25 protein-coding genes and 3 pseudogenes are annotated in these 25,115 nt (G+C 43.9%); 15 read left to right on the top strand and 13 right to left on the bottom strand.

Annotated features, from left to right (window positions below; translation table 11 throughout):
- Nucleotides 1–37: 37 nt before the first annotated feature.
- The 3 genes from ONZ52_RS06840 to ONZ52_RS06830 all read left to right on the top strand — a co-directional run bounded on the left by ONZ52_RS06840 (nt 38) and on the right by ONZ52_RS06830 (nt 2,871).
- A complete protein-coding gene (locus tag ONZ52_RS06840; RefSeq protein WP_265217938.1) occupies nt 38–1,417 on the top strand; it encodes a glyceraldehyde-3-phosphate dehydrogenase in 1,380 nt (459 codons plus the stop codon).
- A 517-nt stretch (nt 1,418–1,934) separates the two neighbouring features.
- Nucleotides 1,935–2,156, top strand: coding sequence for a LysR family transcriptional regulator (locus ONZ52_RS06835; RefSeq protein ID WP_265217937.1), 222 nt, complete (start codon nt 1,935–1,937; stop codon nt 2,154–2,156).
- On the top strand, nt 2,134–2,871 hold the full coding sequence (locus ONZ52_RS06830) for a LysR substrate-binding domain-containing protein (protein WP_265217936.1): 738 nt from the start codon (nt 2,134–2,136) through the stop codon (nt 2,869–2,871). Before ONZ52_RS06835 ends, ONZ52_RS06830 begins: the two co-directional genes overlap by 23 nt.
- 3 nt (nt 2,872–2,874) lie before the next feature.
- Here the strand turns inward: ONZ52_RS06830 and ONZ52_RS06825 are convergent, their stop codons facing one another.
- The 3 genes from ONZ52_RS06825 to ONZ52_RS06815 all read right to left on the bottom strand — a co-directional run bounded on the left by ONZ52_RS06825 (nt 2,875) and on the right by ONZ52_RS06815 (nt 6,219).
- Nucleotides 2,875–3,645 carry a TSUP family transporter gene (locus ONZ52_RS06825; RefSeq protein WP_265217935.1) on the bottom strand — a complete coding sequence of 257 codons (771 nt, stop codon included), beginning with the start codon at nt 3,643–3,645 and terminating at the stop codon, nt 2,875–2,877.
- 121 nt (nt 3,646–3,766) lie between these two features.
- Nucleotides 3,767–5,254: a glycerol-3-phosphate dehydrogenase gene (glpD, locus tag ONZ52_RS06820; protein WP_265217934.1), complete on the bottom strand. Its 1,488-nt coding sequence runs from the start codon at nt 5,252–5,254 to the stop codon at nt 3,767–3,769.
- 194 nt (nt 5,255–5,448) lie between these two features.
- A complete protein-coding gene (locus ONZ52_RS06815; RefSeq protein ID WP_265217933.1) occupies nt 5,449–6,219 on the bottom strand; it encodes a DeoR/GlpR family transcriptional regulator in 771 nt (256 codons plus the stop codon).
- Between the two features lie 177 nt (nt 6,220–6,396).
- On the opposite strand from ONZ52_RS06815, the gene glpK reads away from it, so the two are divergent.
- On the top strand, nt 6,397–7,881 hold the full coding sequence (gene glpK / locus ONZ52_RS06810; RefSeq protein ID WP_265217932.1) for a glycerol kinase GlpK: 1,485 nt from the start codon (nt 6,397–6,399) through the stop codon (nt 7,879–7,881).
- 140 nt (nt 7,882–8,021) lie between these two features.
- The gene (locus tag ONZ52_RS06805) at nt 8,022–8,264 is read left to right on the top strand and encodes a hypothetical protein (RefSeq protein ID WP_265217931.1); all 243 of its coding nucleotides are present in this window, start codon (nt 8,022–8,024) and stop codon (nt 8,262–8,264) included.
- 238 nt (nt 8,265–8,502) lie between these two features.
- Here ONZ52_RS06805 and ONZ52_RS06800 read toward each other — a convergent pair whose 3' ends face one another.
- From ONZ52_RS06800 to ONZ52_RS06785, 4 genes are all read right to left on the bottom strand, one after another.
- Entirely contained in the window at nt 8,503–8,847 is a 345-nt protein-coding gene (locus tag ONZ52_RS06800; RefSeq protein WP_321160273.1) for a DUF501 domain-containing protein, read from the bottom strand.
- Between the two features lie 39 nt (nt 8,848–8,886).
- Nucleotides 8,887–9,297, bottom strand: a complete 411-nt coding sequence (locus tag ONZ52_RS06795) for an energy transducer TonB (protein WP_265217930.1) — start codon at nt 9,295–9,297, stop codon at nt 8,887–8,889.
- A 192-nt stretch (nt 9,298–9,489) separates the two neighbouring features.
- Nucleotides 9,490–10,437 carry an aminotransferase-like domain-containing protein gene (locus ONZ52_RS06790; RefSeq protein WP_265217929.1) on the bottom strand — a complete coding sequence of 316 codons (948 nt, stop codon included), beginning with the start codon at nt 10,435–10,437 and terminating at the stop codon, nt 9,490–9,492.
- A 46-nt stretch (nt 10,438–10,483) separates the two neighbouring features.
- Nucleotides 10,484–10,912 (bottom strand): GntR family transcriptional regulator, encoded by a 429-nt coding sequence (locus ONZ52_RS06785; RefSeq protein WP_265217928.1) that lies wholly within the window; start codon nt 10,910–10,912, stop codon nt 10,484–10,486.
- A gap of 210 nt (nt 10,913–11,122) precedes the next feature.
- Here ONZ52_RS06785 and ONZ52_RS06780 point away from each other — a divergent pair, with 210 nt between their 5' ends.
- Both ONZ52_RS06780 and ONZ52_RS06775 read left to right on the top strand, forming a co-directional pair.
- Nucleotides 11,123–13,099, top strand: a complete 1,977-nt coding sequence (locus ONZ52_RS06780) for a methyl-accepting chemotaxis protein (protein ID WP_265217927.1) — start codon at nt 11,123–11,125, stop codon at nt 13,097–13,099.
- 62 nt (nt 13,100–13,161) lie between these two features.
- Nucleotides 13,162–13,620 carry a peroxiredoxin gene (locus tag ONZ52_RS06775; RefSeq protein ID WP_265217926.1) on the top strand — a complete coding sequence of 153 codons (459 nt, stop codon included), beginning with the start codon at nt 13,162–13,164 and terminating at the stop codon, nt 13,618–13,620.
- Nucleotides 13,621–13,723: 103 nt separating this feature from the next.
- Here the strand turns inward: ONZ52_RS06775 and ONZ52_RS06770 are convergent, their stop codons facing one another.
- From ONZ52_RS06770 to ONZ52_RS06760, 3 genes are all read right to left on the bottom strand, one after another.
- Nucleotides 13,724–14,992 (bottom strand): TRAP transporter large permease, encoded by a 1,269-nt coding sequence (locus ONZ52_RS06770; protein WP_265217925.1) that lies wholly within the window; start codon nt 14,990–14,992, stop codon nt 13,724–13,726.
- Nucleotides 14,993–14,994: 2 nt separating this feature from the next.
- A complete protein-coding gene (locus ONZ52_RS06765; RefSeq protein WP_265217924.1) occupies nt 14,995–15,471 on the bottom strand; it encodes a TRAP transporter small permease in 477 nt (158 codons plus the stop codon).
- Nucleotides 15,472–15,549: 78 nt separating this feature from the next.
- A complete protein-coding gene (locus ONZ52_RS06760) occupies nt 15,550–16,563 on the bottom strand; it encodes a DctP family TRAP transporter solute-binding subunit (RefSeq protein WP_265217923.1) in 1,014 nt (337 codons plus the stop codon).
- Between the two features lie 678 nt (nt 16,564–17,241).
- Between ONZ52_RS06760 and ONZ52_RS06755 the strand changes: the two genes are divergently transcribed.
- The 8 genes and pseudogenes from ONZ52_RS06755 (at nt 17,242) to ONZ52_RS06720 (ending at nt 22,204) form a co-directional block, all read left to right on the top strand.
- Nucleotides 17,242–17,880, top strand: a complete 639-nt coding sequence (locus tag ONZ52_RS06755; protein WP_265217922.1) for an amidohydrolase family protein — start codon at nt 17,242–17,244, stop codon at nt 17,878–17,880.
- The gene (locus tag ONZ52_RS06750) at nt 17,864–18,250 is read left to right on the top strand and encodes an amidohydrolase family protein (RefSeq protein ID WP_265217921.1); all 387 of its coding nucleotides are present in this window, start codon (nt 17,864–17,866) and stop codon (nt 18,248–18,250) included. Before ONZ52_RS06755 ends, ONZ52_RS06750 begins: the two co-directional genes overlap by 17 nt.
- Nucleotides 18,251–18,275: 25 nt before the next feature.
- Nucleotides 18,276–18,953 carry a 4-carboxy-4-hydroxy-2-oxoadipate aldolase/oxaloacetate decarboxylase gene (locus ONZ52_RS06745; RefSeq protein ID WP_265217920.1) on the top strand — a complete coding sequence of 226 codons (678 nt, stop codon included), beginning with the start codon at nt 18,276–18,278 and terminating at the stop codon, nt 18,951–18,953.
- Nucleotides 18,946–19,098 carry a PrpF domain-containing protein gene (locus ONZ52_RS06740; protein WP_265217919.1) on the top strand — a complete coding sequence of 51 codons (153 nt, stop codon included), beginning with the start codon at nt 18,946–18,948 and terminating at the stop codon, nt 19,096–19,098. The genes ONZ52_RS06745 and ONZ52_RS06740 overlap by 8 nt, the downstream gene beginning before the upstream one ends.
- A gap of 7 nt (nt 19,099–19,105) precedes the next feature.
- Complete coding sequence (locus tag ONZ52_RS06735) at nt 19,106–20,035, top strand: 4-oxalomesaconate tautomerase (protein WP_321160287.1); 930 nt, start codon at nt 19,106–19,108, stop codon at nt 20,033–20,035.
- Between the two features lie 45 nt (nt 20,036–20,080).
- A complete protein-coding gene (locus ONZ52_RS06730) occupies nt 20,081–20,953 on the top strand; it encodes an amidohydrolase family protein (RefSeq protein ID WP_265217918.1) in 873 nt (290 codons plus the stop codon).
- Nucleotides 20,954–20,994: 41 nt separating this feature from the next.
- Entirely contained in the window at nt 20,995–21,357 is a 363-nt protein-coding gene (locus tag ONZ52_RS06725) for a protocatechuate 4,5-dioxygenase subunit alpha (protein ID WP_265217917.1), read from the top strand.
- Nucleotides 21,357–22,204, top strand: a pseudogene (locus ONZ52_RS06720) (class III extradiol dioxygenase family protein). Before ONZ52_RS06725 ends, ONZ52_RS06720 begins: the two are co-directional and overlap by 1 nt.
- 69 nt (nt 22,205–22,273) lie before the next feature.
- On the opposite strand, the gene ONZ52_RS06715 reads toward ONZ52_RS06720, so the two are convergent.
- The 3 genes and pseudogenes from ONZ52_RS06715 to ONZ52_RS25320 all read right to left on the bottom strand — a co-directional run.
- Nucleotides 22,274–23,572: a methyl-accepting chemotaxis protein gene (locus ONZ52_RS06715; RefSeq protein WP_265217916.1), complete on the bottom strand. Its 1,299-nt coding sequence runs from the start codon at nt 23,570–23,572 to the stop codon at nt 22,274–22,276.
- A 143-nt stretch (nt 23,573–23,715) separates the two neighbouring features.
- Nucleotides 23,716–24,063 (bottom strand): annotated as a pseudogene (locus ONZ52_RS25325) (methyl-accepting chemotaxis protein); the annotation flags it as partial.
- A gap of 195 nt (nt 24,064–24,258) precedes the next feature.
- Nucleotides 24,259–24,945: pseudogene (locus tag ONZ52_RS25320) on the bottom strand (PAS domain-containing protein); the annotation flags it as partial.
- Between the last annotated feature and the right edge of the window lie 170 nt (nt 24,946–25,115).

Genomic DNA, 25,115 nt, shown 5'->3' with positions numbered 1-25,115 from the left:
ATATTGATACAACAGAGTCTTTTTTCGGGGGCAGAAAATGACAAGCACTTGGTTACAAACACTTTCGCAAGCAGAATCTATGATTCCTCTTTTGGGTAAACTTGGCCGTGAAAAAGCGGTAAAAGTTCAGTTGGCAGGCAACACACTCATGGCGGATTCTGTCACTGGATTGATGGCGGCTTTTGACCAGCATCCAGAGCTAGACCTTGCTCAAGTTTATCAAGTGTTAGAGCAAGTGTTAGCCAGTGATGTCGCTCATACAGTAGTTGAGCTTGAGTCTTTAATCGCTGAAGCGGATGTTGACGCTGTATTGGCTGCTCAGTCAAACGACGGTACTGAAACTCCAGTAGTTTTATACGGATTTGGTCGTATTGGTCGTTTGTTGGCTCGTCGTATGTGCACTCTTGGTCACACTACTCCAGGTATGTCATTGGCGGCCATTGTGGTACGTAAAGCGTGCGACAACGATTTGTCTAAGCGTGCTAGCTTGTTGAAATACGATTCTGTCCACGGTGTTTACGACGGATTGGTTAAGGTTGACGAAGAGAATCAAGCCTTGATTATTAATGGTTCATCGGTGAAGGTGATTTATGCTTCTGACCCTGCAGAAGTGGATTACCAAGCTTATGGAATTAATAATGCTTTGTTGGTTGATAACACTGGCCGCTGGCGTGACCATGACGGTTTGAGTGTTCATTTGAACCGTCCAGGTATTGAGCGTGTTGTATTGACGGCTCCTGGTAAAGAAATGAAGAACGTTGTATTTGGTGTGAACGATAGTGATATCACTGATGCTGATCGCATTGTATCTGCTGCATCTTGTACGACGAATGCGATTACGCCTATTTTGTCTGTACTTGAGAAAGCCTTTGGAATTGAGTCTGGTCACGTAGAAACGGTTCATGCTTACACCAATGACCAAAACCTAATTGATAATATCCATAAAGGCGATCGTCGTGGTCGTGCTGCGGGTATGAACATGGTTATGACAGAAACTGGCGCAGCGAAAGCTGTGTCAAAAGCCATCCCTTCTCTAGAAGGTAAATTGAGCGGTAGTGCGATTCGTGTTCCTGTTATTAACGTCTCGATTGCTGTATTAAGTTTGAATCTAAAAACAGCCTCTTCGGTTGAAGAGATCAATCAGCTACTGAAAGCGGCCTCCACTCGTGCCGAGCTAACCGGGCAAATTGGTTACAGTGATTGTGCGGATGCTGTTAGCTCTGATTTCATTGGCTCTCAGCAGGCGGGGATTGTCGATTCTTTATCGACTAAGGTACGTGGTAATCAAGCTATTCTTTATGTTTGGTACGATAATGAATATGGTTACAGCTGTCAGGTAGTGCGTCTCATGGAGAAACTTGCACAAGCAAATTTTATGCAAGCTCAATTGCGTGAGGATAAGGCAAAAGCAGCTTAATGAATGATCGGACACATTTACGTGTGTTAGTTGACGGCGACCTTCGGGGCGCCGTTTTTTTTGCTGGTAGATTATGACGTAATGGTCTAAATGTGGCAAAAAAACCGGACAAGCGTCCGGTTTCAAAAAAAGTAACTAGCAGTTGCGAATAACATCATCCTGTGGGGAATGCTGATATTCATCTAAAAGTAAGCTGTGGGACTACTTTTAGATAAGATACAGTTAGGGCTGTATCGGTAAATATTAGGCCGCTGTTCAACCTAAGAGATACAGTAATTCTATCGTTTTGCTTGTCTGTTACAAACGATATAAATTGATTTGTTGGATTAGCTGAATTAATGCAAAATAGAGATCACGATGTGGTTTGTTGATGAATGTGGCTTGATCATTACTTTATTTTAATTTAAGCATATGTTTTATAAGGTTTATATTTATTGCTCAGATATTTTTTGTTTTTTTAGTTAAGTATTTTTTGGATGTTTTGCAGTAGCTGACATTGTCTTATGGTGGTGGTTTTATGAAATCTTTGCCTTTAGCTGGATTCGGCACGTTTGCCATTGCGGCTCGTCATTTGAGTTTTACCAAAGCTGCCCAAGAGATGCATCTTACGCAGGGCGCGGTTAGTCAACAAATTCGACAGCTCGAAGAGCGTTTAAAGCTCACTTTGTTTGTTCGTTATCATCGGCGCTTAGAGTTGACAGTAGCGGGAAGCCCGTTTGGCTGTTCAGTTAAACCATAGTTTTAATGAAATTAATGATTTGGTGTTAGAGCTGCAAGAGGAAGAAACGTCTAATATTTTGACTGTCTCTGTCATGCCCTCTTTTGCCACCAAGTGGTTGATTCCCCGACTAGGCAGTTTGCAAGAAGCGTATCCTGATTTGCAGCTAAGGATTCAGGCCAATGATAGGGAGGTTAACTTCCAGCGTGACAGAATAGATGTAGCGATCGTGCACAGTCATGTTCACAGTTCCAAGGGCTATATTGTTCCTTTAATGAAGGACAAAGTGTTTCCCGTTTGTAGTCCGGCTTTTGCTGAGTTACGAGTATTGACGGAAGCGAGTCAACTTGCTCATGTGCCATTGTTAAACGATGACTCAGAGTGGCGCTTTTCCAGCCCTTATGCCGAATGGGAGAAGTGGTTGCAATTGGTGAATGCAAAAGGGGTTAAGCCTTCGCGTGGCATTAGCTTTAACCGTGGTGATCTTGCCGTGCAAGCGGCGATTGCTGGACAAGGTGTAGCTTTAGGACGGACACCCTTGGTCATGGATGATATTCAGCAGGGAAGATTGGTGAGACCGTTTTCAGAGGCTCTCGATGAAGGTCATGCTTATTTGTTTGTTTGTCCAGAAATACAACGCCAGCGCGAACCCGTTCAGCAGTTGCTTAGTTGGTTGGTCACTCAGTGTTACCAATACTCATCGGAAGATGCGTTGACAACACCGAGTGAACTTTGAAGATTAGTTATCCAATAGTAGTTTAATAGAAATAGCCAAACACATAATGATGACCATAGGGCGAATTAATTTTGCCCCTTTGGTGATGACTAGGCGAGAACCAATCTGCGCGCCAACCCATTGCCCCATGCCCATGACGATACCCAGCGCCCAAATAATGTGCCCACTGAAAGCAAACATCGCAAGAGAGGCTAAATTGCTGGTGGCATTGAGTACTTTTGTATGGGCAGTTGCTGAGACAACCGTAAGCCCCATTAGACACAAATACGCTGTTGAAAAGAAGGCGCCAGTACCAGGACCGATCAATCCATCATAAAAGCCAATACTGGTGCCAATAATTAAGGCAAATTGCACATGAGTCAGAGAAAACTTACTGGCAATATAGGGTTGAACTTTTGGCAAAAAGAAAAAGAAAATAGCGACCGCAATCAGAATGATAGGCACGGCTTTGAGCAATAAACTGCTGTCTAAGTAAGACACCAGTAATGTACCGCAAATGGCACCTATAGCTGTCATGGCGATTGGTAACCACATATCAGCCAGTTTCACTTGGCCTTTTTTGATAAAATGGTACGACGCAGACACGGTGCCAGCACAACCTTGTAATTTATTGGTGGCAAGCGCTTCCGCTGGCGAAAGTCCGGCCGCCAATAAAACGGGCACAGTAATTAAGCCACCACCGCCTGCAATAGCATCGATGACGCCTGCAAAGAATGCCGCACCAAATAGAGCTAGGTAAATCCAGATAGAGATATCAAAAAAGGCAAAGTCCATTGTGTGTTTATTCCTGTAGAAGAGGTGAGCTGTGCTTTTTAGTAGAGCAAAAAAAGCCCACCTAGACAATCATTTAGGTGGGCAAATCAGTCGTAATTTTGGTTTGTGCTATGACGTTGAGTTAAATCTTTGTTTGAATGTAGTTTTCAAGGGTCGCGACTTGGTCTGATGTGAATTCAAGACCCAGTTTGGTGCGACGCCAAAGAATATCTTGTGCTGAACGAGCCCATTCATGGTTGATTAAATAATCCACTTCGACTTGGAATAGCTGATTGCCAAAATCTTGCCCAAGGTCCTGTTCAGAATTGGCTTTATTCAGCAGTATATGAGTTAACGTACCATAGCTATTGGCAAAACGACGGGCAAGATGCGCACCAATAAAAGGATAATCCCGCTGCAGCTTCATGCCGAAGGCATCCAGAGACATGCCTAAGTCTCCCCCTGGTAGTGGCTTACTGTGTGTCCATTCACCACCAAGATTTTCGAAATAAGGTGTCAGCTTGTTCATTGCGGACAAGGCCAATTTACGGTAGGTGGTGATTTTGCCACCAAAAATACTCAGTAATGGTGCTTGATGGTTTTGATCATCAAGATGCAAGGTGTAATCGCGAGTCACGGCAGATGGGTCTGACGACTCATCTTCTAAAAGTGGTCGCACCCCAGAATAGCTCCAAATGACATCGCTTGGTGTGAGTGTCTTTTTGAAATGGTCATTGGCGACTTTCAATATGTATTTTGTTTCTTCTTCAGAAATAGCGACTTTATTTGGGTCGCCTTTGTACTCAACATCGGTCGTGCCTAAGAGGGTGTATTGTTCGCGATAAGGGATGGCGAAGACAATGCGTTTGTCGGTGTTTTGCATGATAAAAGCATTTGAATGTTGATAAAGTTTTGGCACAACAATGTGGCTGCCCTTGATCATTCGAATGCCGTAAGGCGCTTTTCGTTCCAGTTTGGTTTCGATGAAGGATGACACCCATGGTCCTGCCGCGTTAACCAATGCTTTTGCGGTGATGTCGTGGGTTTCTTTTGTAATTTGATCTTCTAAGCTGATGTGCCATTGATTATCAACACGCTTTGCTGCGACACAGCGAGTACGGGCAAAAATAGCCGCGCCGTTTTGTTGCGCACTGAGTGCATTGGTAACCACCAAACGAGCATCGTCTACCCAGCAGTCTGAGTACTCGAAGCCTTGTGTAATATCGTCTTTTAGTGGACTGTCAGAACCATACTTGACGCCTTTTGAACCTAATAGTGTCTCGCGTTTGCCAAGATTGTCATAAAGGAATAAACCAATACGAATCAGCCAAGCTGGACGGAGGTGAGGGCGGTGCGGCATTTGAAAGCGCATTGGGGTCACAAGATGTGGTGCGACTTTCAGCAATACTTCACGCTCCGTTAGTGCTTCTTTTACTAAACGGAATTCATAATGTTCAAGGTAGCGTAATCCGCCATGGATTAATTTACTGCTTGATGATGAAGTGGCATGAGCTAAGTCTCCCATTTCGCAAAGGCCAACATTTAGGCCTCGTCCTGCGGCATCCGCAGCGATTCCTGTGCCGTTAATGCCGCCACCAACAACAAATAGGTCAAAATGGGAGTGATTCATACTAAGCCTCACGATCTAAAATGCGAATGTGTATGTTCGAAAGTGAACATTTGTGTTCGATATTAAACCTCTAAGGGCATTATGACAACTAGGGTTTGTGAAGTTTTGGTGAATATTTGAGCTTTTGGAAGTGTGAAGAGAAGAAAAGGTCGCGTTTAATAGGCTATTTCTTCGACATACGTGACGCCCAAGTGTTACTTGGGCGTACAGATCTCTAGGCGGACTTTGTGTTCTTTCATAAGGTTAATGATGGCTTTAGGTGGATTTTCATCCGTGAAAAGTCGATCAACTTGTGTGATGTTACCTAATCGAACAACCGCGTTACGGCCAAACTTTGCGCTGTCGGCGGCGAGGAAAACGTTGCGAGAATTATTAATAATACTTTGCGCAACGCGTACTTCTTGGTAATCGTAATCGAGCAAGGAGCCATCATTCGGATCAATCCCGCTGATGCCGATAATGCCGAAATCGACACGAAACTGGTTGATAAAGTCGATTGTCGCTTCTCCCATGACACCACCGTCTCTTGAACGTACCGTTCCGCCGGCAATAATCACGGTAAAGTCTTCTTTTCCACTTAAAATGGCCGCAACATTGAGATTATTAGTGATAACTTGTAAGCCTTGATGGTTGAGTAAGGCTCGTGCCACGGTTTCTGTTGTGGTTCCGATATTGATAAAAAGGGAAGCATTATTGGGGATTTCTGCCGCAATACGCTTGGCAATTTGCTCTTTTGCCGGAAGTTGTAAAATTTGTCGTGTTGCATAAGCTACGTTCGTTGTACTGGAATCGTAACTGGCGCCACCGTGATGACGGCGTATGAGGTCCGCTTTTGCTAACTCGTTAATATCGCGGCGAATTGTCTGAGGTGTGACGGCAAATTGGCTAGCCAATTCATCAATGGTCACATAGCCTTTTTCTTTTACTATGGCGACAATATTATCTTGGCGAGAGAGTTGGCCCATATTGTTTTCTTCTCCTGATAAAAGACATTACTTGTTAAACGAGGCTTGCTAAACGAGTGCGCATTGGTTTTTAATAGAGAATATTCGTATTTGAATATTCATGTTCAAAAAACAAAACAACAATTAATTTAAAGTCGCTCAGTTTTTGGGTGGCTGTGATTTCAAAGAGAATTCACCATGACCCATTATATTCTTGCAATTGATCAAGGTACCACCAGTTCTCGGGCTATTTTATTTGATGAAAAAGGCACTCGTGTCGGCCAATCTCAGCAAGAGTTCCCGCAAATATTTCCAAACGATGGTTGGGTTGAGCATGATCCAGAAGACATTTGGTCATCTACCCTATCTGTGTGTCAATCTGTGCTGAAGGATACAGGGATCGATGCCCAAGCGATAGCAACCATCGGCATCACCAATCAGCGAGAAACAACGATCCTATGGGATATCGACACAGGAAAGCCAGTTTATAATGCCATTGTTTGGCAGGATAGACGTACCAGTGGTTTTTGCCAAACATTGAGCGAGCAAGGCTTGAGCGAAAAAGTACAGGAAAAAACCGGCTTGCTGATCGATCCTTATTTTTCTGCTACCAAAATTCGCTGGATATTGGATAACGTTGATGGTGCTCGTGAGAAAGCACAGGCTGGGCGTTTAGCATTTGGTACAGTGGACAGTTTTTTATTATGGCGATTAACGAATGGACAATCCCATAAGACGGACGCAACCAATGCGGCCCGTACGATGGCGTTTAACATCCATACTCAAGAGTGGGATGATGAACTGATTGAATTATTGGGCATCGGTGATGTGTTGTTCCCCGAGGTGATGGATTGTAGCGCGGATTTTGGTGTTATTGATGCGTCTTGGTTAGGCGCCGCTATTCCTGTAAATGGTGTGGCTGGTGATCAGCAGGCGGCTTTGGTTGGTCAAGCGTGTTTTGCGCCGGGTATGGTGAAAAGTACATACGGTACAGGGTGTTTCATGATCTTGAACACCGGTGATAAGGCGATTCGTTCAGAACATAAATTGCTTACTACAGTTGGGTATCGTTTAAATGGAAAAGTAACCTATGCCCTGGAAGGCAGTATTTTTGTAGCGGGTGCGGCCATTCAGTGGCTGCGGGATGGCTTGAAGCTTTTCGCCGATGCCAAAGAAACGCAAAGTTTGGCAAAGCAGGCTTTGAATGATGATTCGGTGTATCTCGTACCCGCTTTTACAGGGCTAGGCGCTCCCTATTGGGATCCTGATGCACGTGGTGCGATGATAGGGTTAACTCGAGATACAAGCGTTGCTGATATCGTCAGTGCTGGCCTACGTTCAGTATGTTATCAAACCAAGGATCTTGTTGGGGCTATGGCGCAGGACGGAGCAACGTTTAGTTCTTTGCGTGTCGATGGCGGTATGGTCATAAATGATGTAATGGTGCAGTTCTTAAGTGACTTATTAGAAATTACCGTAGAGCGTCCTTGTGTTACCGAAACCACGGCGTTGGGGGCGGCATTTTTGGCAGGGTTGCAGGTTGGTCTTTATCAGTCTTTGGATGAGGTTGAGGCTTTGTGGAAGGCGGATAAATGTTTTGAACCTACTATGGCTGAAGGCACAGGGGATAAATTGTATCTAGGTTGGCAAAAAGCGGTGGATCGTGTGCGAACGAGGGCATAATTTTTACGATTTTATACATGCTTTGTCTTGTGTCGACGAGTAAATATCGCTAACTTTAATGGTAGGTGTTTTTCTAAATAAGGTCTAGAGAATGTCAAAACAGTTTGCCGAAGTACAGCAAGATGATTTTATGAAGTTTGGTGGGGCTTCGTCCAAGCTATTTAGAAATTGAAGACGCTTTGATGGCCCTTGGTGGACATGGTGTCGGTGGTAATAACTTCAAAAATGAAATGGTGAAATTGGCAGGTTGGACTGGTGGTGCGTTGACAACTTATGCTCAACGAGCGGCGGTTGCTCAGGCTGCCTTTAATCGTATTCGTGAAGTGTTACCAAAAGTGTCAACACCGGAAGAGCTTCGAGCTATCTTAAAAAGCCTAAAGTAAGCGTTTTTAACTGCTTATTTTAACATTGACAAAAAAGGGGCAACCTATCGGCTTGCCCCTTTTTTGTTATTCCGCATCAGCAATCAATTTCATGCCATATTCTTCGTCTAGAATTCGGCCGATTACATTGTCACCAGCAAGATGATGGGCATATTGCATGTGTAGACATCGAACTTGATCCCAATTTGCAATACCGCCAATGCCGAGTTTGTCGAACAGTGGCTTAAAGCCTTTTTCTTCAATAATAGCTTTGTGTTCTGAGACTCATGACGGCCCAACGTCTGGCAATGTAGTCTCGATGAGAGGCATAGTGTGCTTCTCTTAAGCTTTCATCCTCTTTGATGCGTTGTTCGAGCTCTTTTACCACGCCGTGGCTTTCTATTTTGGCGAGGGCTTTATCGATGGCTTTGCTGGACAACCAATATAGGGTCGGGAAGGGTTGATCGAATACCCAAGTTTCCATTTCCAATACTTGTGGCGTGCCGTTAGGTGAATAATGAGCGATGGCATTGATACCGCTTGGAGTACGTCCAAGTTGCGCTGTGATGATGTCTAAATCACGCTGTGAAAGTATGTTTTTCATAGTAACTTATTTTGGATAGTGTCTTCGTAGAAAGAAGAGTTAAATGGTGAACGCGGGGAAACTTGCAGCAAATTTTTGTATCCATTCAGCAGCAGCTTCGTTGTAGTTCAATCGTCGTCCTGCCATTTTTGCTTGGCGTCGATAATGTTCTATCTGCGAGAGTTGCTCTATCATGCGAACACAGTAGCACTCTTCTTTAGTAGGGAATTCAATGGCGATATGGTAACCGTCAGCTTCTTGACGACACCAAGCAATGCGACCTGATACACAAAAGTTTGGGTCTATTTCTTCCAATGTAATTCTTACCGAGCGTCCATAATCGAAAGGACGAAGGGTGACATAAGTAATACCGACAAACCCAGCTCTTTCCTCACAGATTGGAGGGAAAGGCTGATCTTCTATTAGTGTAATCTCTAATGGAAGGTCTCTCGGATGTGCAACAAATTCCATCGCAACAAGCCAGCTACTATTTTAGATGTTCATGTTATCGGCCAAGAAGGCAGAGTGTTTAAAAAAGAATGCGAATTGTACGCTTTTTGCTCTGTCTGTACAGATGAATTTTAAGATGCCTAAATGAAAGTTCATAACCTCTGCTTATATGCAAAAACGTGTTCTATCGAGTCATATATTTTGTGGCTTTTGTTAAGGATATGAATCGAGTTGTTGGTGGCAAAGTTGGCCTAGCTTTTTTAGTGCAGCATCGGTTTGATTGTCCCAACTTAGTGCGTAGTTTAAGCGAAAATGGTGTCTGAATTGAGCGGTTAAACCGAAGGCTAGTCCCGGTAATAGTCCAATACCATTAGCCAATGCTTGGGCATGAAGTGCCATGGCGTCAACAGTATCGGGTAAAGTAATCCATAACAGAAAACCACCGTTTGGAGTGGAGGTTTGCGTACCGATAGGAAAATATTCTTGAATCAGAGCCTGGCAGCGAGCCAAATTGTCCTGATAAGACTGTCGTGTTTTTCGCAAATGACGATCATAGGCGCCGTTTTCGAGGAAATTGGCAATGGCTATCTGAGTCAATGTTGGAACCGCCAGTGATTGTACATAAGCATAGTGTTCTATTTGTGCTTGGAATTGACCGCCAACCACCCAACCAATACGAAATCCTGGCGCAATGCTTTTGGAAAAAGAGCTGCAGTAAATCACGGTATTATGTGTGTCATCGGCTTTGAGTGATCGCTCCCGTTTGTCCTTATAGCTTAGTTCGCCATACACGTCATCTTCAATAAGTGTAAAACCGTATTGAATAGATTGCTGAATAAGGCGCTTTCTGGCTTGCGTATTGAGTGTTGCACCTATTGGGTTTTGGTTATTTGGTGTCACCACGCAGGCTTTTATTTGCCACTCTTTTGCGGCTTCTTCCAGTAAATGTAAATCGATACCATGCTGCGCTGAGCAGGGTATTTCTATGGCTTTTAAATTGAGCACTTCGAGGATTTGCAACACGCCATGGTAGGCGGGACTTTCGATGGCAATGGTGTCCCCTGATTTTGCCACCGCCTGCAAGGACAGCATCAAGGCGTTTTGACAGCCTAGTGTAATAGTAATGTCGTCAGGTTGAAGCTGACAGCCGCTGTCTAACATGCGAATGGCGATTTGGCGGCGGAGGCTTAATGATCCTGGAGTGAACTCATAAGCGGCGCATATTTCGGGCTTCTAAACGCATCAGACGCCCCACCGAGCGTTGTAATTGACGTATAGGAAGAAACGGGCTTTTGGGAATAGCGGCGCCAAACTGAATGATACTGTCGTCTTGTGATACGTGTAATAAACGTCGTAATAAGGCGTGTATGGAGCCATCGTTCTTAGTCGGTTCGATTTTTGCAGACTCAAGCTGCTGAAGCTGATTCTCTTGAACAAAATAGCCTTTTTGAGGGCGTGCTTTTATAACCCCTCTATCCTCCAGCAAACTATAGGCTTGTAGTACGGTAGCAACGCTAACGTCCATTTGTTTGCTGGATTTTCGCACAGAAGGAATTTTGGCGCCCGGTAAGAAAATCCCCTCATGAACTTGTTGTTCAATTTGGTTGGCAATTTTTTCGTATAAGGGGCAATCCATAAAGCGTGGGTCGAATTGATAAAGAGATGGTTAATTTACCAGATTGGTAGGTTGAAAGAAATCTATGCTGATTCAACGAAGTTAGTTGGTTGTGGTTTGGTGTTTGGTGAGTGTCGCGAATTGTAAATAAAGTGTTATGGTATTCCTGTATACTTGGTCAATATTGAACATGTTAGATAATCTAGAGTAGGCTTTTATTAGGGGTCGATTATGTCGTTGTCCGTTATTCAAAGGATTTTATTTGGCTTTGGTGTTTTGTTGTTACTTCTATTGTTGATCGCTGCATCGGGTTTTTTCGGGATTCAGAAGATTGAAGACAGATTAAATGTTGTGACCGGAGAAGTCGCTGATATTTCGTCCATTAGTAATACTCTTAAAGAGGATGTAAGTTTAGCGAACGCAGCCGTTTTACAGTATTTATTGAGTAAAAAACCGGACTCTTTGGAGGCTTTATCCGCACGTTTTTTGAAACATAAACAGGAATTTGGTGATATTTCACAGCAATTGTCTGTGCAATTGCGTGCATTTCCTGAAATGAAACAAGTGCTTGAAAGTATTAATGTCGAAGTGGCGCGGTTTTTTGGTTACACCGATGTGGCGTTTTCGAACCATAAGACGATGTTGGAGCTTCAGGCGGTAGTGCCGGATGAAAAACTTGATCTGAAAGACGCAATTAATTTTGCCGCGGAAGATCTTGCTCTTCTTGTGTCAGATGGAGATACCTCTGAAATTCAGTTTGCGGCTTCTTATATGCACAGTCAGATAGAAAGCCTACAAGTATCAATAAATGATTATTTTGATGTGCGTAACTTGGCTAAAATGCAGGAATTACGTGATGCCATGGCGTCGATTATTACTAGTTTGAAGGATAAACAGTCGTATTTGAATGACGAGAACATCAATAGCTTAATCAGTGAGATAGAAAACCGTGTGATGGCGGATGATGGTGTCGTTGCAAAATTTTACGAAAACGCACGCCTAACTCAAGAATCTGAAGTATTAGCCAAACAATTGTCAGACAGCATGGAGTTGGTAAATGTGTCTGTACAGACATTGCTATCTGAAGCATCTTTAATGGGTAATAACGCCAAAGCTGAAGCCACTGACGCCGCATCGCTGTCGACCTTGATTATCAGCATTGTTTTGATGATTTCTATTGTGATTGCTGTGCTGGTGGCTCTCTGGGTGAGCCGCAGTATCCGTTTGCCATTAAAAGAGGTTATGAGAGTGCTAGGGAAAGTGTCGGATGGCGATTTCACCCAGCGTAGCTCAGTAAAAACAAAGGATGAGTTTGGTGAATTATCTGCTTGGGTTAATAGCCTTGTGGCTAAGTTAAAAAGCGTCATGACTGAAATTGATCAGGCTTCTAATGAAGTGGCGGAGTCAGCGGATAACAATGTCCGCCTAGCGAGCGAGTCAAAACGTTTAATGGTGACTCAAAATGGAAGAACAACAGAAGTCGCGTCGTCGATGTCAGAAATGGTGGCCACAGTAGATCAAGTCGCGAAAAGCTCGGAAGTAATTTTGCATCAAATACAGTCAGTAGATCAAAGAGCCAATCAGAATCGTGATCAGATGGACGCAAGTATCACCCAGATGGAATGCCTTCTTGAACAGATAGAAGCGTCTACGACTGTGGTGAATCAGCTTGATGAACATTCCAAAAGTATTGATCGGATTTTGGATGTCATTCAGGAAATTGCGGAGCAAACCAATCTATTGGCGCTTAATGCCGCGATTGAGGCTGCACGTGCAGGAGAACAGGGGCGAGGCTTTGCGGTCGTGGCCGACGAAGTGCGTACTTTGGCAACACGAACGCACAGATCGACGGAAGAAATACAGCAAGTGATTATTCAATTGCAGCAAGGCGTGACCAAAACAGTCGATAGTATGGAAACCAGCCGTCAAAGTGCGAACGCCAGTGTTGAGGATGTGCGTTCGGTAGGTGTGTCATTGGCTGAGTTGCAAAGTAGCATGGCGGAGATTCGAGATTTAAGTACCCAAATTGCAACGGCTGCGGAAGAACAATCGGCGGTCGCGCAAGAGATCAAACAAAATGTCTTAGATATATCGGCAATGTCTGAGCAAGCCTCTTTAGGAGCGGATCAGAGTGAGAAAGACAGCAAGGGATTATCGACATTGGCGTCTCACCAGAAAGATTTACTGAGTCAATTTAAGATTGTTTGATGGTGTTTTTGAGATAGGTTGCGTTAATATTGGGGTATCTTAATTCTCAGGAGATAAAGTCTATGTCGATTCTTGTGGGTGATATGTTGCCTCATGGTACGTTTCAAGTGATGGGAGAAGAAGGCCCTGAAACCGTGGATGTGAGCGAATTTTTTGCGGGTAAAACCGTGTTGATGTTTGCTGTACCGGGCGCTTTTACTCCAACTTGTAGTGCCAGTCATTTGCCTGGTTTCGTCGTGCATTATGATGCGTTAAAAGAGAAAGGAATAGACGACATAGTGTGTCTCTCTGTCAATGATGTTTTTGTGATGAATGCCTGGGGCAAAGCGAATAATGCCGAGCATCTCATTATGGCCGCAGATGGCTTGGCTGAATTTACCTGTTCCATGGGGCTAGAGTTGGATATTTCTGCTGCAAAAATGGGCATTCGTAGTCGTCGTTATGCCATGTTGGTATCAAATGGCATCGTTCAGCAATTGTGGTTAGATAACCCAGGAGAATATAAAGTGAGACTCGGCTGAGTACGTTTTGTCTCAGCTATAAAGCCGTTTGCCACACTCCTTTAAATGAACAAAAAAAACGACGCGGTGTGCGTCGTTTTTTTTGTCCAGTGTTTTGCGTTTTTTAGTAGCCGAGTAGCTGAGGTAGAAACGTAACGGTAGTGGGCACAAAGGTAATCAATATCAAGACAGCCAATTCTACTAAGAAAAGCGGCATGATTTGTCTTGAAATAGCTGCAATACCGACATTTGCAATGGAGTTGGAAACGAATAAACAAATTCCCATCGGGGGCGTTATTAGACCAATCATCAGGTTAAAAATCACCACAATACCAAAATGGACAGGGTCTATGCCTAAGCTCATTGCAATAGGATGTAAGATCGGTAGCAATATCAGCATGGCGGCGATCCCTTCAAGGAAGAGACCAACAATTAGCAAGATGACGTTAACTAGGATAAGAAACATCCAAGGGCTTGAAACATGTTCAAGTACCATTTGACTGACCGTCTGCGGCACCCTTGAGAAGGTGAGTAACCAATTGGCAGCGGCCACGACGGCAATCACGATTAGTATCACAGAAGAGTCACGCATGGCTCGAATGAAAATACGCGGAAGATCAGACACCTTGAGACTTTTTAGAATAAACATACCGGCGAGTAAAGCGTACGCGGCGGCAAAAGCCGCAGCCTCTGTTGGTGTCACTATGCCCGTTAGAATGGAGCCAACGATGAAGACTGGCATGAAAAGCGGAATCCAAGCATCAACAAAGGCTTTCCAGCGTTCTCCCATGGACAGTTTGGCTTTGAGTGGCGCGTAATGTCCCGCAAAAAAATAAACATAAATAGATAAGCCAACAGCTAGAAAGAGTCCAGGGGTTACTCCTGCAAGAAACAGCGCTGGGACTGATACGCCTGTGGTAATTAAGGCGTAAATGATTACTGGAATGCTGGGGGGAATCATCGGACCAATAACAGAAGACGCAGCCGTTAATGCGGCCGCAAAAGAGCGCGGATAGCCTTCTTTTTCCATGGTGGGAATAAATACACGGCCCAGGGCGGATGTATCCGCTACTGCGGAGCCAGAGAGTCCCGCAAAGATAACCGAAGCCCAGATATTGACATGGGCAAGTCCGGCTTTTAAATGGCCTACTAATGCATTAGCAAAGTTAATAATACGGCTGGTAATGCCGCTTTCGTTCATCAATTCGCCTGCCAGAACAAACAGTGGGATCGCCAAAATAGAAAACGAGTCCAGTCCGCTAAAAATACGTTGGGCAACGAGGCTGACATTAAAGGGCAAGGTATAAACATGACCAACAACGCCTAACAAAATTGCAAATGCAATGGGGCTACCGATCACCAAAAGAGCAATAAGAATTCCAAGACCTAACATGATTATTGTCCTTTTTGTAATGGCTTAAATTGAGAATAATAGTCAGCAAGTCGAATAGCAGCCGCAATGATAAGACACGCGCCGCCAATCACCATGGCGACTTGAAAATAGTACATTTGAATGCCTGTGCCTGGCGCTTCTATCGCGCCTCGCTTCATCATGAATAGGTAGCCTGAATACGTTAGGACACCGCCACTGATTAAGGCGACAAGGTCAGAGATAAAATGTAGGACATAACGGATTTTGGCAGACACCATGTCTTCTAGAAAGGTAAAGCGAATATGAATGCCTTCTAAATAGCACAATGCCATGCCAAACATAGTGCCATAGATCATGGCGTATTTTGCCACTTCCTCACTCCATTGAATGGGCGAATTAAACAGGTAACGACTCAGACTACTGACTAAAATAACGCCAAAGATAATCAATAGAGAGGAGCCAGTTAAAATAGCGAGAAAATTTTTATAGAGGCGCTTCATGGTGAGCTTTCCGAGTGATGACAAATGAGAGGTAACCAAAAGCCTTGGCTTTCGGTTACCTGATTGCAAGTACTAAATTTATTGTGAGTTACTGACGACTTTTACCGACATTTGAACACGTTCAATCCATTCTGGTTGCACTTCACCTTTCAACCAGTTGATAACAGCAGGTTGTGCGACCTCACGAAATTTAGCCATTTGTTCTGGTGTTGGCGTGGTGATTTGCATGCCATTTGCCGCAAGCGATTTTAAACCTTTTGCGGAATTGAATTGCTGTACTGCACGTCCTAACACGCCAGCCACCTTGGCCGCACGGTCAATGATGGCACGATCTTCATCACTCAAAGATTGATACACATCTTCGTTGATTAATAGGAAGTCTGTGCCGTAAACGTGACCATCTAGGGTTAGGTATTTTTGGAACTCATAGAATTTATTCGCTTCGATAACACTAACAGGGTTTTCCTGACCATCAACGACGCCAGTGGTGAGTGCAGAAGGCACTTCAGGCCACGCGATTGGTGTAGGCTCTGCCCCCATGGCTTTTACCATTTCTACGTACAGCGGCAAAGTTTGAACGCGAATCTTCAAACCACTTAAGTCTTTTGGCTCCGCCACGGGACGTTTAGAGTTAGTGAAGTTACGGAAGCCCGTTTCGCCATAAGCGAGTGTGCGCAGTCCGCTGGCTTTTAAACAATGCTCTGACAGTGCTTTACCAAACTCACCGTCTAACACTTCCCAAGCGACAGGCGCTGATGGAAAAAGATAAGGGATTTCGAGCACGGCCGCTTCTTTACAGACTTTAGCAAAGGCGCCAGAGACCATCGCCATGCTTAATGTGCCTTCCTGAGCGGATTGTACAAGATCGGTTTCGCCGCCTAGTTGGCCTGAAGGATAAACGTTCACAGCAATACGACCACCAGATTCGGCTTCCACTAAGTTTTTAAATACTTCCGTCGCGGCGCCTTTTTTAGACGTTGTCCATTCTTGAGGGTCAACGTGGCCTATGGTTAGCGTGAGATCTGCTGCACTAACGCTGCTGACTGCGCCAGCGGCAAGTAAACCAAGGGTGATTTTTTTTGTTAGATTCATTTTTACGTCTCCAAGCTCAGGGACTGTGTCCTGATCGTATTATTTTTGTATTTTCTACCTAACTTTTCGAGCCGGTAGGCTGTTCGGCATTCGTGATTTAACAGGGTTAAGCGTCTAAATAATATAGGATCATTTTCAAAATACCCTATATTTTTTCATTTAGATGCACAATAACAACGATGTTGCTCTGGTTAGAGTACAGGCTTTCATATTTTGCTTATTGCGGGTGTTTGAGATCCACTTTGCCAAGCAAGGTAATCAAAATGTCGTAGTTTTTATATTTTTAGAAATGAATTTTTAATACCTCTTATATATCAAAAAGAGTATATGAAATTTTTTCGAAGCAGGTGTTTATCAAAAAAACCATATATATCAATACCGTAATATGGATTTATCATTGCTTAACACGAGTTTTACAAGAAGACTATTGAAGATAAATTTCTTAAATGAGCCTGTATCTGGTCTGTACTAAAAATAGGCTATCTCAAAATGCAATACCCTTTCGGTTAAATTGAAATAGCCAAATTATCCGAAGATAAAGAATACTCTAAAATAATTATCATTGACTGGCTGTACAGATAAGGAAGATAGGCGTGCGTAAAGCTGGCGTTTAATCTTCTTTTTACAGCGTTAACTCCAATAAAAACAGCGCTTTAAATAAGAATAGAGAGATGTAACATGATTATAGATTGCCATGGACACTATACGACCACGCCACCTGGTGTAGGCGAATACCGCGATAAGCAAAAAGCACAGGTCGCTAAAGATCCCGCTTTTGTTGGTGAAAAGGGTAAAGTTATTGTTTCAGACGATGAAATTCGTGACAGCATCATCAATAACCAGCTACGTTTACAACAAGAGCGTGGTACAGACTTAACAATTTTCTCTCCTCGTGCTAGCTGGATGGGACATCATATTGGTAATGAATACACCAGCCAATATTGGACGGAGCATCAAAACGATTTGATTCGCCGCGTTTGTGACTTATTTCCCGAGAACTTTGCGCCTGTTGCACAATTGCCGCAATCGCCAGGTGTTGATCCAGGCAAATCTGTTGCTGAGATTGTTCGTACTGTGGAGGAAATGGGCTTTATTGGTATCAACTTGAACCTGGATCCAAGTGGTGGTTATTGGCAAGATAAGTCTTTGGCAGATCGTTCTTTTTATCCTATCTATGAAAAAATGTGCGAATACGATATTCCTGCGATGATCCATGTGAGCGCCGCTTGTAATGACTGTTTCCATACGACGAGAATCACACTACTTAGGTGCGGATACTACTGGTTTCCAGCAGTTAATGATGTCGGACGTCTTTAAAGATTTCCCTGATCTAAAAATCATCATACCTCATGGCGGCGGCGCCGTGCCTTATCACTGGGGTCGTTTCCGTGGCATGGCACTAGATCAAGGTTTTGATCTTGCTGAGCGTGTTTTGAATAACATCTATTTCGATACCTGTGTCTATCATCAACGTGGTATTGATTTGCTATTGGATATTATTCCTACTAAGAACATCTTGTTTGCCTCTGAAATGATCGGTGCGGTCCGCGGTGTCGATCCAGAAACGGGCCACTATTTTGATGATACGAAACGTTATATCGACAACAACACCGTGTTATCCGCCGAGCAAAAACAAGCGATCTTTGAAGGTAATGCGCGTCGCGTCTTTTCAAGATTAAAAGCCTAAGTCTATCGATTTTAAGGAAAGCATCATGCGAAATAATGTAGTAGTACAAAATATTGAACGTGCCGACCAAGCTGTCATCGATGGTTTAGCTGAGTGTGGTGTCGCGACGATTCATGAATCTCAAGGCCGTGTTGGTTTATTGGCTCATTACATGCGCCCCATTCAAATGGACAAAACCATTGCTGGATCCGCGATTACGATTTCAGGTGCCGCTGGTGATAATTGGATGATGCACGTGGCGATTGAACAGTGTAAAGCCGGTGATGTGATGGTGTTTGCGCCAACATCTCCTTCAAACCATGGTTTTTTCGGTGACTTGTTGGCGACGTCGGCTCAATCTCGTGGCGTGGTTGGCTTGGTGATTGATGGCGGCGTGCGGGATACGCGCGATTTGCGTCAAATGAATTTCCCCGTATGGTCGAAAGCGGTATTTGCTGAAGGCACGATCAAGGAAACCGTTGGCTCTGTAAACGTGCCTATTGTTTGTGCGGATGCCTTGGTAAACCCAGGTGATGTGATTGTGGCTGACGATGATGGTGTGGTGGTTGTTCGTCGTGAAAATGCGGCCGAAGTATTGGATTTAGCGCGTAAGCGTATGGCCAATGAAGAAGCCAAACGCGTGCGCATGGCGAATGGCGAGCTGGGCTTAGACATTTATGAAATGCGTCCTCGTTTAAAAGAGAAAGGCTTGAAATATGTCTAAACAGGCTGGCGTTATAAAAAGTGCGCCTTGTATGTGGATGCGTGGTGGCACGTCTAAAGGTGCGTATTTTTTAGCCGAAGATTTGCCCACAGATGTGGATGCTCGCGCCGCGTTTTTATTGCGCGTGATGGGATTCACCAGATGAGCGTCAAATTGACGGTATTGGTGGTGCGGATCCGTTAGCCTCGAAAGTCGCTGTGGTAAAAAAATCGGATCGTGGTGATGCTGATGTGGATTACTTATTTCTGCAAGTGTTTGTTGATCAGGCGATTGTTACTGATGCGCAAAACTGCGGTAATATCTTAGCGGGTATTGCGCCCTTTGCGATTGAGCGCGGCTTAGTAGCAGTTCAAGAAGGTGAAACGTCCGTGCGTATATTTATGGAAAACACAGGACAAATCGCAGTAGCGCGTGTCGCGGTAAAAGACGGCGAAGTACAGTACGAAGGCGATGCTCGAATTGATGGTGTGCCGGGTTTTTCTGCCGCGGTGCCGATCGTGTTCCAAGATACGGCTGGGTCAAGCTGTGGTGCCTTGTTGCCAACAGGCAATGTGGTCGATGTGATTGATGGCATTGAGGTAACCTGTATCGATAATGGCATGCCTGTGGTGATCATCCGTGCTGTGGATATGGGAATTACGGGGACAGAATCTCGTGAAGAGCTTGAAGCCAATGACGCGTTGCGGGCCAAGCTTGAATCGATTCGTTTACAAGTTGGTCCTATGATGAATTTGGGTGACGTGAAAGAAAAATCTGTGCCTAAAATGACCATGGTGAGCGCGGCTACAAACGGTGGTGCCATCTCGACTCGTACGTTTATTCCCCATCGTTGCCATGCTTCTATTGGTGTTTTGGGGGCGGTAAGTGTGGCGACAGCGGCTGTTCTGAAAGGCTCGCCAGCGAATGAAGTGGCGAATTATGAGCCTAGCACTCGCATGACCTTGGATGTTGAACATCCGATTGGGTCGATGACCGTGATTTTAGATCAAGATGAAAACGGCGATGTTGGTTCTGCGGCCATTTTACGCACCGCGAGAAAGTTGTTTGATGGACAGGTATTTGCTCATAGCAATGGTCTTTAATTCGCCGATTTTTTAGCATAACGAATTTTTTAAAGGTATTTGAACATGATGGACAAAGATTATATTCCATTTCATCCAAACCCAAGCAAGCCGACTTTTAAAGCGCCAGCGGGGGCGGTGGATGCGCATTGTCACGTTTTTGGTCCAGCGGATAAATTTCCCTACCATCCTAAACGTAAGTACACGCCTTGCGACGCCTCCAAAGAGCAGTTGTTTGCCTTACGTGATCACCTAGGCTTTTCGCGTAACGTGATTGTGCAAGCCTCTTGTCACAGTACGGATAACTCCGCCTTGATTGATGCGCTAGAGACGGCAGGGGATTTGGCTCGTGGCGTGGCCTTTGTTGATGATTCGATTACTCACGAAGACATCGAAAAAATGCACGCAGTAGGTGTCCGCGGTGTGCGTTTTAACTTTGTGAAACGTCTTGTTGATAGCACACCAAAGGAAGTGTTTTTCTCGATAGCTGATAAAATTCGTCCTTTTGGTTGGCATATTGTTGTTTACTTTGAAGCGGCGGATCTAGAAGATTTGATCCCCTTCCTAAAAGAATTGAATACAACGATTGTTGTCGATCATATGGGCACACCAAATGTTGCCAATGGCGTGGATCATCCAGACTTCCAACGTTTTGTTGACTTCATGGCGGACAATGACAATGTATGGTGTAAGGTCAGTTGCCCTGAGCGTTTGACACAACATGCGCCAGATTATTCTGATGTCTATCCTTTTGCTCGTACCTTGGTAGAAAAGTTCTCTGATCGTGTGTTGTGGGGAACCGATTGGCCACATCCAAATATGAAAGTAGAGGCGCCAAATGATGGCCACCTTGTGGATGTGATTCCTCATATCGCCCCAACAGCAGAGCTACAACAAGCGTTGTTGGTGGATAATCCAATGCGTCTGTATTGGGGATAATCCAAGCTTCGCTGTAAAGAATCAAAATAGAGGTTACCAAGATGGCTAGTAACTACACAGATCGACAGTTCCAAGGCACGTACCTTTTTGACGGCCAGATGGCGAAAAAAGGCTACGGCTTAAATAAAATGTGTTACTCATTTAACGATCAAGCCGCACGTGATGAATTTAATGCGGATCCAGAAGCCTATTGTGAAAAGTTCAAACTCACACAAGCGCAAAAGGAAGCCATTCGTAATAGAGATGTGATCGGGCTTCTGCGCGAAGGCGGTAGTATCTATTATTTGGCCAAGTTTACCGGTTTACTAAAGCTCAATATGCAAGATATTGGTGGCTTACAAACCGGCATGAGTACTGAAGAATTTAAAGCAATGCTTGAAAGAAATGGGCGAGGAGAAGTCTAATGGCAAACATTATTGGTGCAATAACGACGTCTCATATTCCGGCGATTGCCAATGCGATGGCCAACGGGTTGGAAGAAACGCCCTATTGGAAACCGTTTTTTGACGGTTATCCGCCAGTGCGTGACTGGTTGAATGAGAAAAAGCCGGATGTGATTATTCTTTTTACAATGATCACGGTTTGGAGTTTTTTATCGACAAGAAACCCACTTTTGCGATGGGCGTTGCGGACGAGTATTACAACTCGGATGAAGGCTGGGGGATTCCAACAATTCCACCAGTGACAGGTGAGTCTGATTTGTCTTGGCACATTGCCAACAGCATTGTTGATGAAGGGTTTGATATGACGATCTGCCAAGAAATGAAGGTCGATCATGGTTTAACCGTTCCGCTGAATCTTATGTGGCCAGGTCATAAATATGGTCATGTAAAAGTCATTCCAGTATGTATTAACTGCGAGCAATATCCAATGCCGCAGCCTCGTCGCACCTTTGAGCTGGGCAAAGCGATTGGTCGAGCGGTTGCGTCCTATGATAAAGATATTAATGTCGTGGTATTTGGCACAGGCGGTATGTCTCATCAACTGGATGGCGAACGTGCGGGCTTTATCAATCGTGCATTTGATATTGATTGCCTTGATAAGCTGGTCTCTGATCCAGAAGCCTTAACGAAATATACGAATATTGACCTTGTTGAACAAGGTGGGGCGCAAGCAGTAGAACTCAATATGCTGATTGCTATGCGTGGCACTTTGTTGGGCAAAGTCACGGAACTACACCGTAACTATCATGCTCCTATTTCCAACACAGGCTCAGGTTTGATGCTGTTAGAACATGAAATGCCAACATGATTCTGTTCTGATGTACCGTGATAAACTATAAAAAATCCGTTGTTTTAATTGTTTAGACGGCGGATTTTTTTATTTTTCGATATTCAAAAGGTTATTAACAGTATTAGATACGTGTACAGCACCTTTTAATATTTCATCTATGATGCCAGACGCTTCATCTATCAATTGCGCGTTCTCTTTGGAGCGTTCGCTTACTTTACTCATGCTCGTCTTAGCTTGGCGAGTTAGGTTGCTGTTTTGTGCCACCATGTCTTCAATTTCAATGGTCGATTTGCTCGTGCGAGAGGCCAGAGTGCGAACCTCGTCAGCAACCACCGCGAACCCCTGGCCATGTTCGCCAGCGCGGGCTGCTTCTATCGCCGCGTTTAGCGCTAACAAATTGGTTTGATCCGCAATTGATCCAATAGTCGTTACTATTTTGGCAATACTGGTAGATTGATGATTTAGCTGCTCTATTAGACTGGTCGAGACTTCAACATCAGCCACAATTTTATCCGACGTTTCGACAGTGCGACGTAGAATCTGAGCGCCATTTTCTGAAACTTGAGCCGTCTCAACGGACGTTGAGTGAGCGACTTCGGCCGCGTGTTGAATGGCCAGCTGTTTATTCACTCGTTCTGTGATGTTTGAGGCAACCTTGAGGACTTTAATAACTTTGCCAAATTGGTCGAAAATAGGATTATAGCTTGCCTCTAACCATACAGTTTGGCCTTGTTTTCCGATACGTTCAAACTGTCCAGTTTTAAAGTCGCCATGAGCTAATTCTATCCAAAATTTTGGGTTGTTTTTATAAAACGCCTCGGTACAAAAAATATGATGATGTTGACCAATAATCTCTTTTGTAGATTTATAACCTAGTGCTAATAAAAAATTGTTGTTTGCATTAATAACCATGCCATCTGGTGTAAATTCAATGGTGGCAGAGGAGCGATCAATAGCGTTGTAAATGGCTAGTTGACTGTCTGCCATAAGTTTAGTTTTGGTCACATCGGAAGCAATTTTTATTACTTTCACTACTATGCCATTTATTTCAACAGGGAAATAAGTGGCTTCAAGCCATATATCCGAACCGTCTTTGTGTTTACGCAAAAACGTACCTTCTTTGCTTTTTCCTGCCGCTAGATCTGGCCAGAAACTTTTGTATTCAGTGCTAGAGGTTATTTGATTTGGACAAAACAACGCGTGTTTTTGTCCCTGTACTTCTTTAAGAGAATAGCCAATCGCGTTAAGAAACAGTGAATTTGCTTCTAGAACCGTGCCATCGGGTGAGAAGCTAATGGTTGCGCAGAACTTGTTCATTGCTTCTATCGCTGCACTATCGACAGATTGAGTTGGTTTTTTTTCGGTCTGCTTCTTATTGAAAAACATTTGCTTCTTCTCCCTAGCCTTGCATGCTTTTTGATTTCATTGCTGAATTTATAATCAGACTATAGATGGTGTTTATATCTATAGCTGTAGTGAAAGTGTCCTGAAATGTAACGGTTAGTTATCCTTTTGATAAGAAGAAGCAATTACTTTTCTGTATGCAACAATTTGCTTACTGTGTTTGATACGTGTTTCGCGCCTTTTAATATTTCATCAATGATGCACGATGCTTCATTGATTAATTGAGCGTTTTCACTTGAGCGTTCACTAACTTTGCTCATACTGTTTTTTGCTTGGAGGGTTAAATTGCTATTTTGTTTTACCATGTCTTCAATTTCGACCGTTGACGCACTTGTTCTGGCGGCAAGTGTGCGAACTTCATCTGCGACAACAGCAAAGCCTCTACCGTTTTCTCCAGCGCGAGCGGCTTCTATCGCTGCGTTTAGTGCTAACAAATTGGTTTGATCGGCAATTGATCCAATGGAGTTAACGATCTTAGCTATGTTTTGCGACTGATGATTTAATTGCTCAATAAGGTTTGTAGATACTTCAATATCTGCAATGATTTTATCAGACGTCTCAACAGTGCGACGTAAGATATCTGCACCATTTTCAGAAACCTTGGCGGTCTCAACAGAGGTTGAATGTGCCACTTCTGCCGCGTGTTGAACGGCTAGTTGCGTGTTGATTCGTTCGGTAATATCTGAGGCTACTTTGAGTATTTTAATCACCTTGCCAAATTGATCAAAAATTGGGTTATAGCTTGCTTCTAGCCAAACGGTTTTGCCTTGTTTATTGATGCGTTTGAACTGTCCGGTTTTGAAGTCACCGTTGGCCAGCTCTGCCCAGAAATGAGGGTTTTCTTGGTAAAATTCTGGCGTGCAAAATTGACGATGATGTTGACCAATGATGTCTTTTTGAGAGCGATATCCCATTGTAGAAATAAAGTTATCATTCGCTGTGATAATGGTACCGTCAGGTATAAACTCGATGGTCGCTGAAGACCTATCTATAGCGTTGTAGACCGCACTTTGGCTATCTGCAATTATTTTGTTTCGAGTGACATCGGAAGCAATTTTAATGACTTTGATGATCTTCCCATTTATCTCAACTGGAAAGTAGGTGGCTTCAAGCCAAATATCTGAGCCGCTTTTGTTTTTGCGTAAAAATGTGCCTTGTTTGCTTTTGCCTGCGGCTAAATCTGACCAAAAGTTCTTGTAATCGAGACTAGAAATGACTTCAGTTGGGCAAAATAGAGCGTGTTTCTGTCCTTGGATTTCTTCTAGTGAGTAGCCCACTGTATCAAGGAATAATGCATTGGCATCTAATACTGTACCATCTGGTAAAAAGCTAATGGATGCGCAAAATTTCTTCATAGCCAAAATTAAGGCTGAACCTTCGCTTTGAGGTAGAGTTTCATTGATGGTTTTCTTTTGTTTGGTAAAAAACATGACGGTTCCTCGCTTGGGTGGGAGTGTCTGTAAGGCAGCTGCATTCCCCTTGTTTCGTGCAGGTATGTATCTACAAAGCTGATTGAATTTTACAC

It is taken from the genome of Marinomonas rhodophyticola (assembly GCF_026113935.1).
GTDB lineage: Bacteria > Pseudomonadota > Gammaproteobacteria > Pseudomonadales > Marinomonadaceae > Marinomonas > Marinomonas rhodophyticola.
The sequence above is the reverse complement of the archived record's forward strand: the minus strand, read 5'-3'. Positions and strand labels throughout refer to the sequence as shown.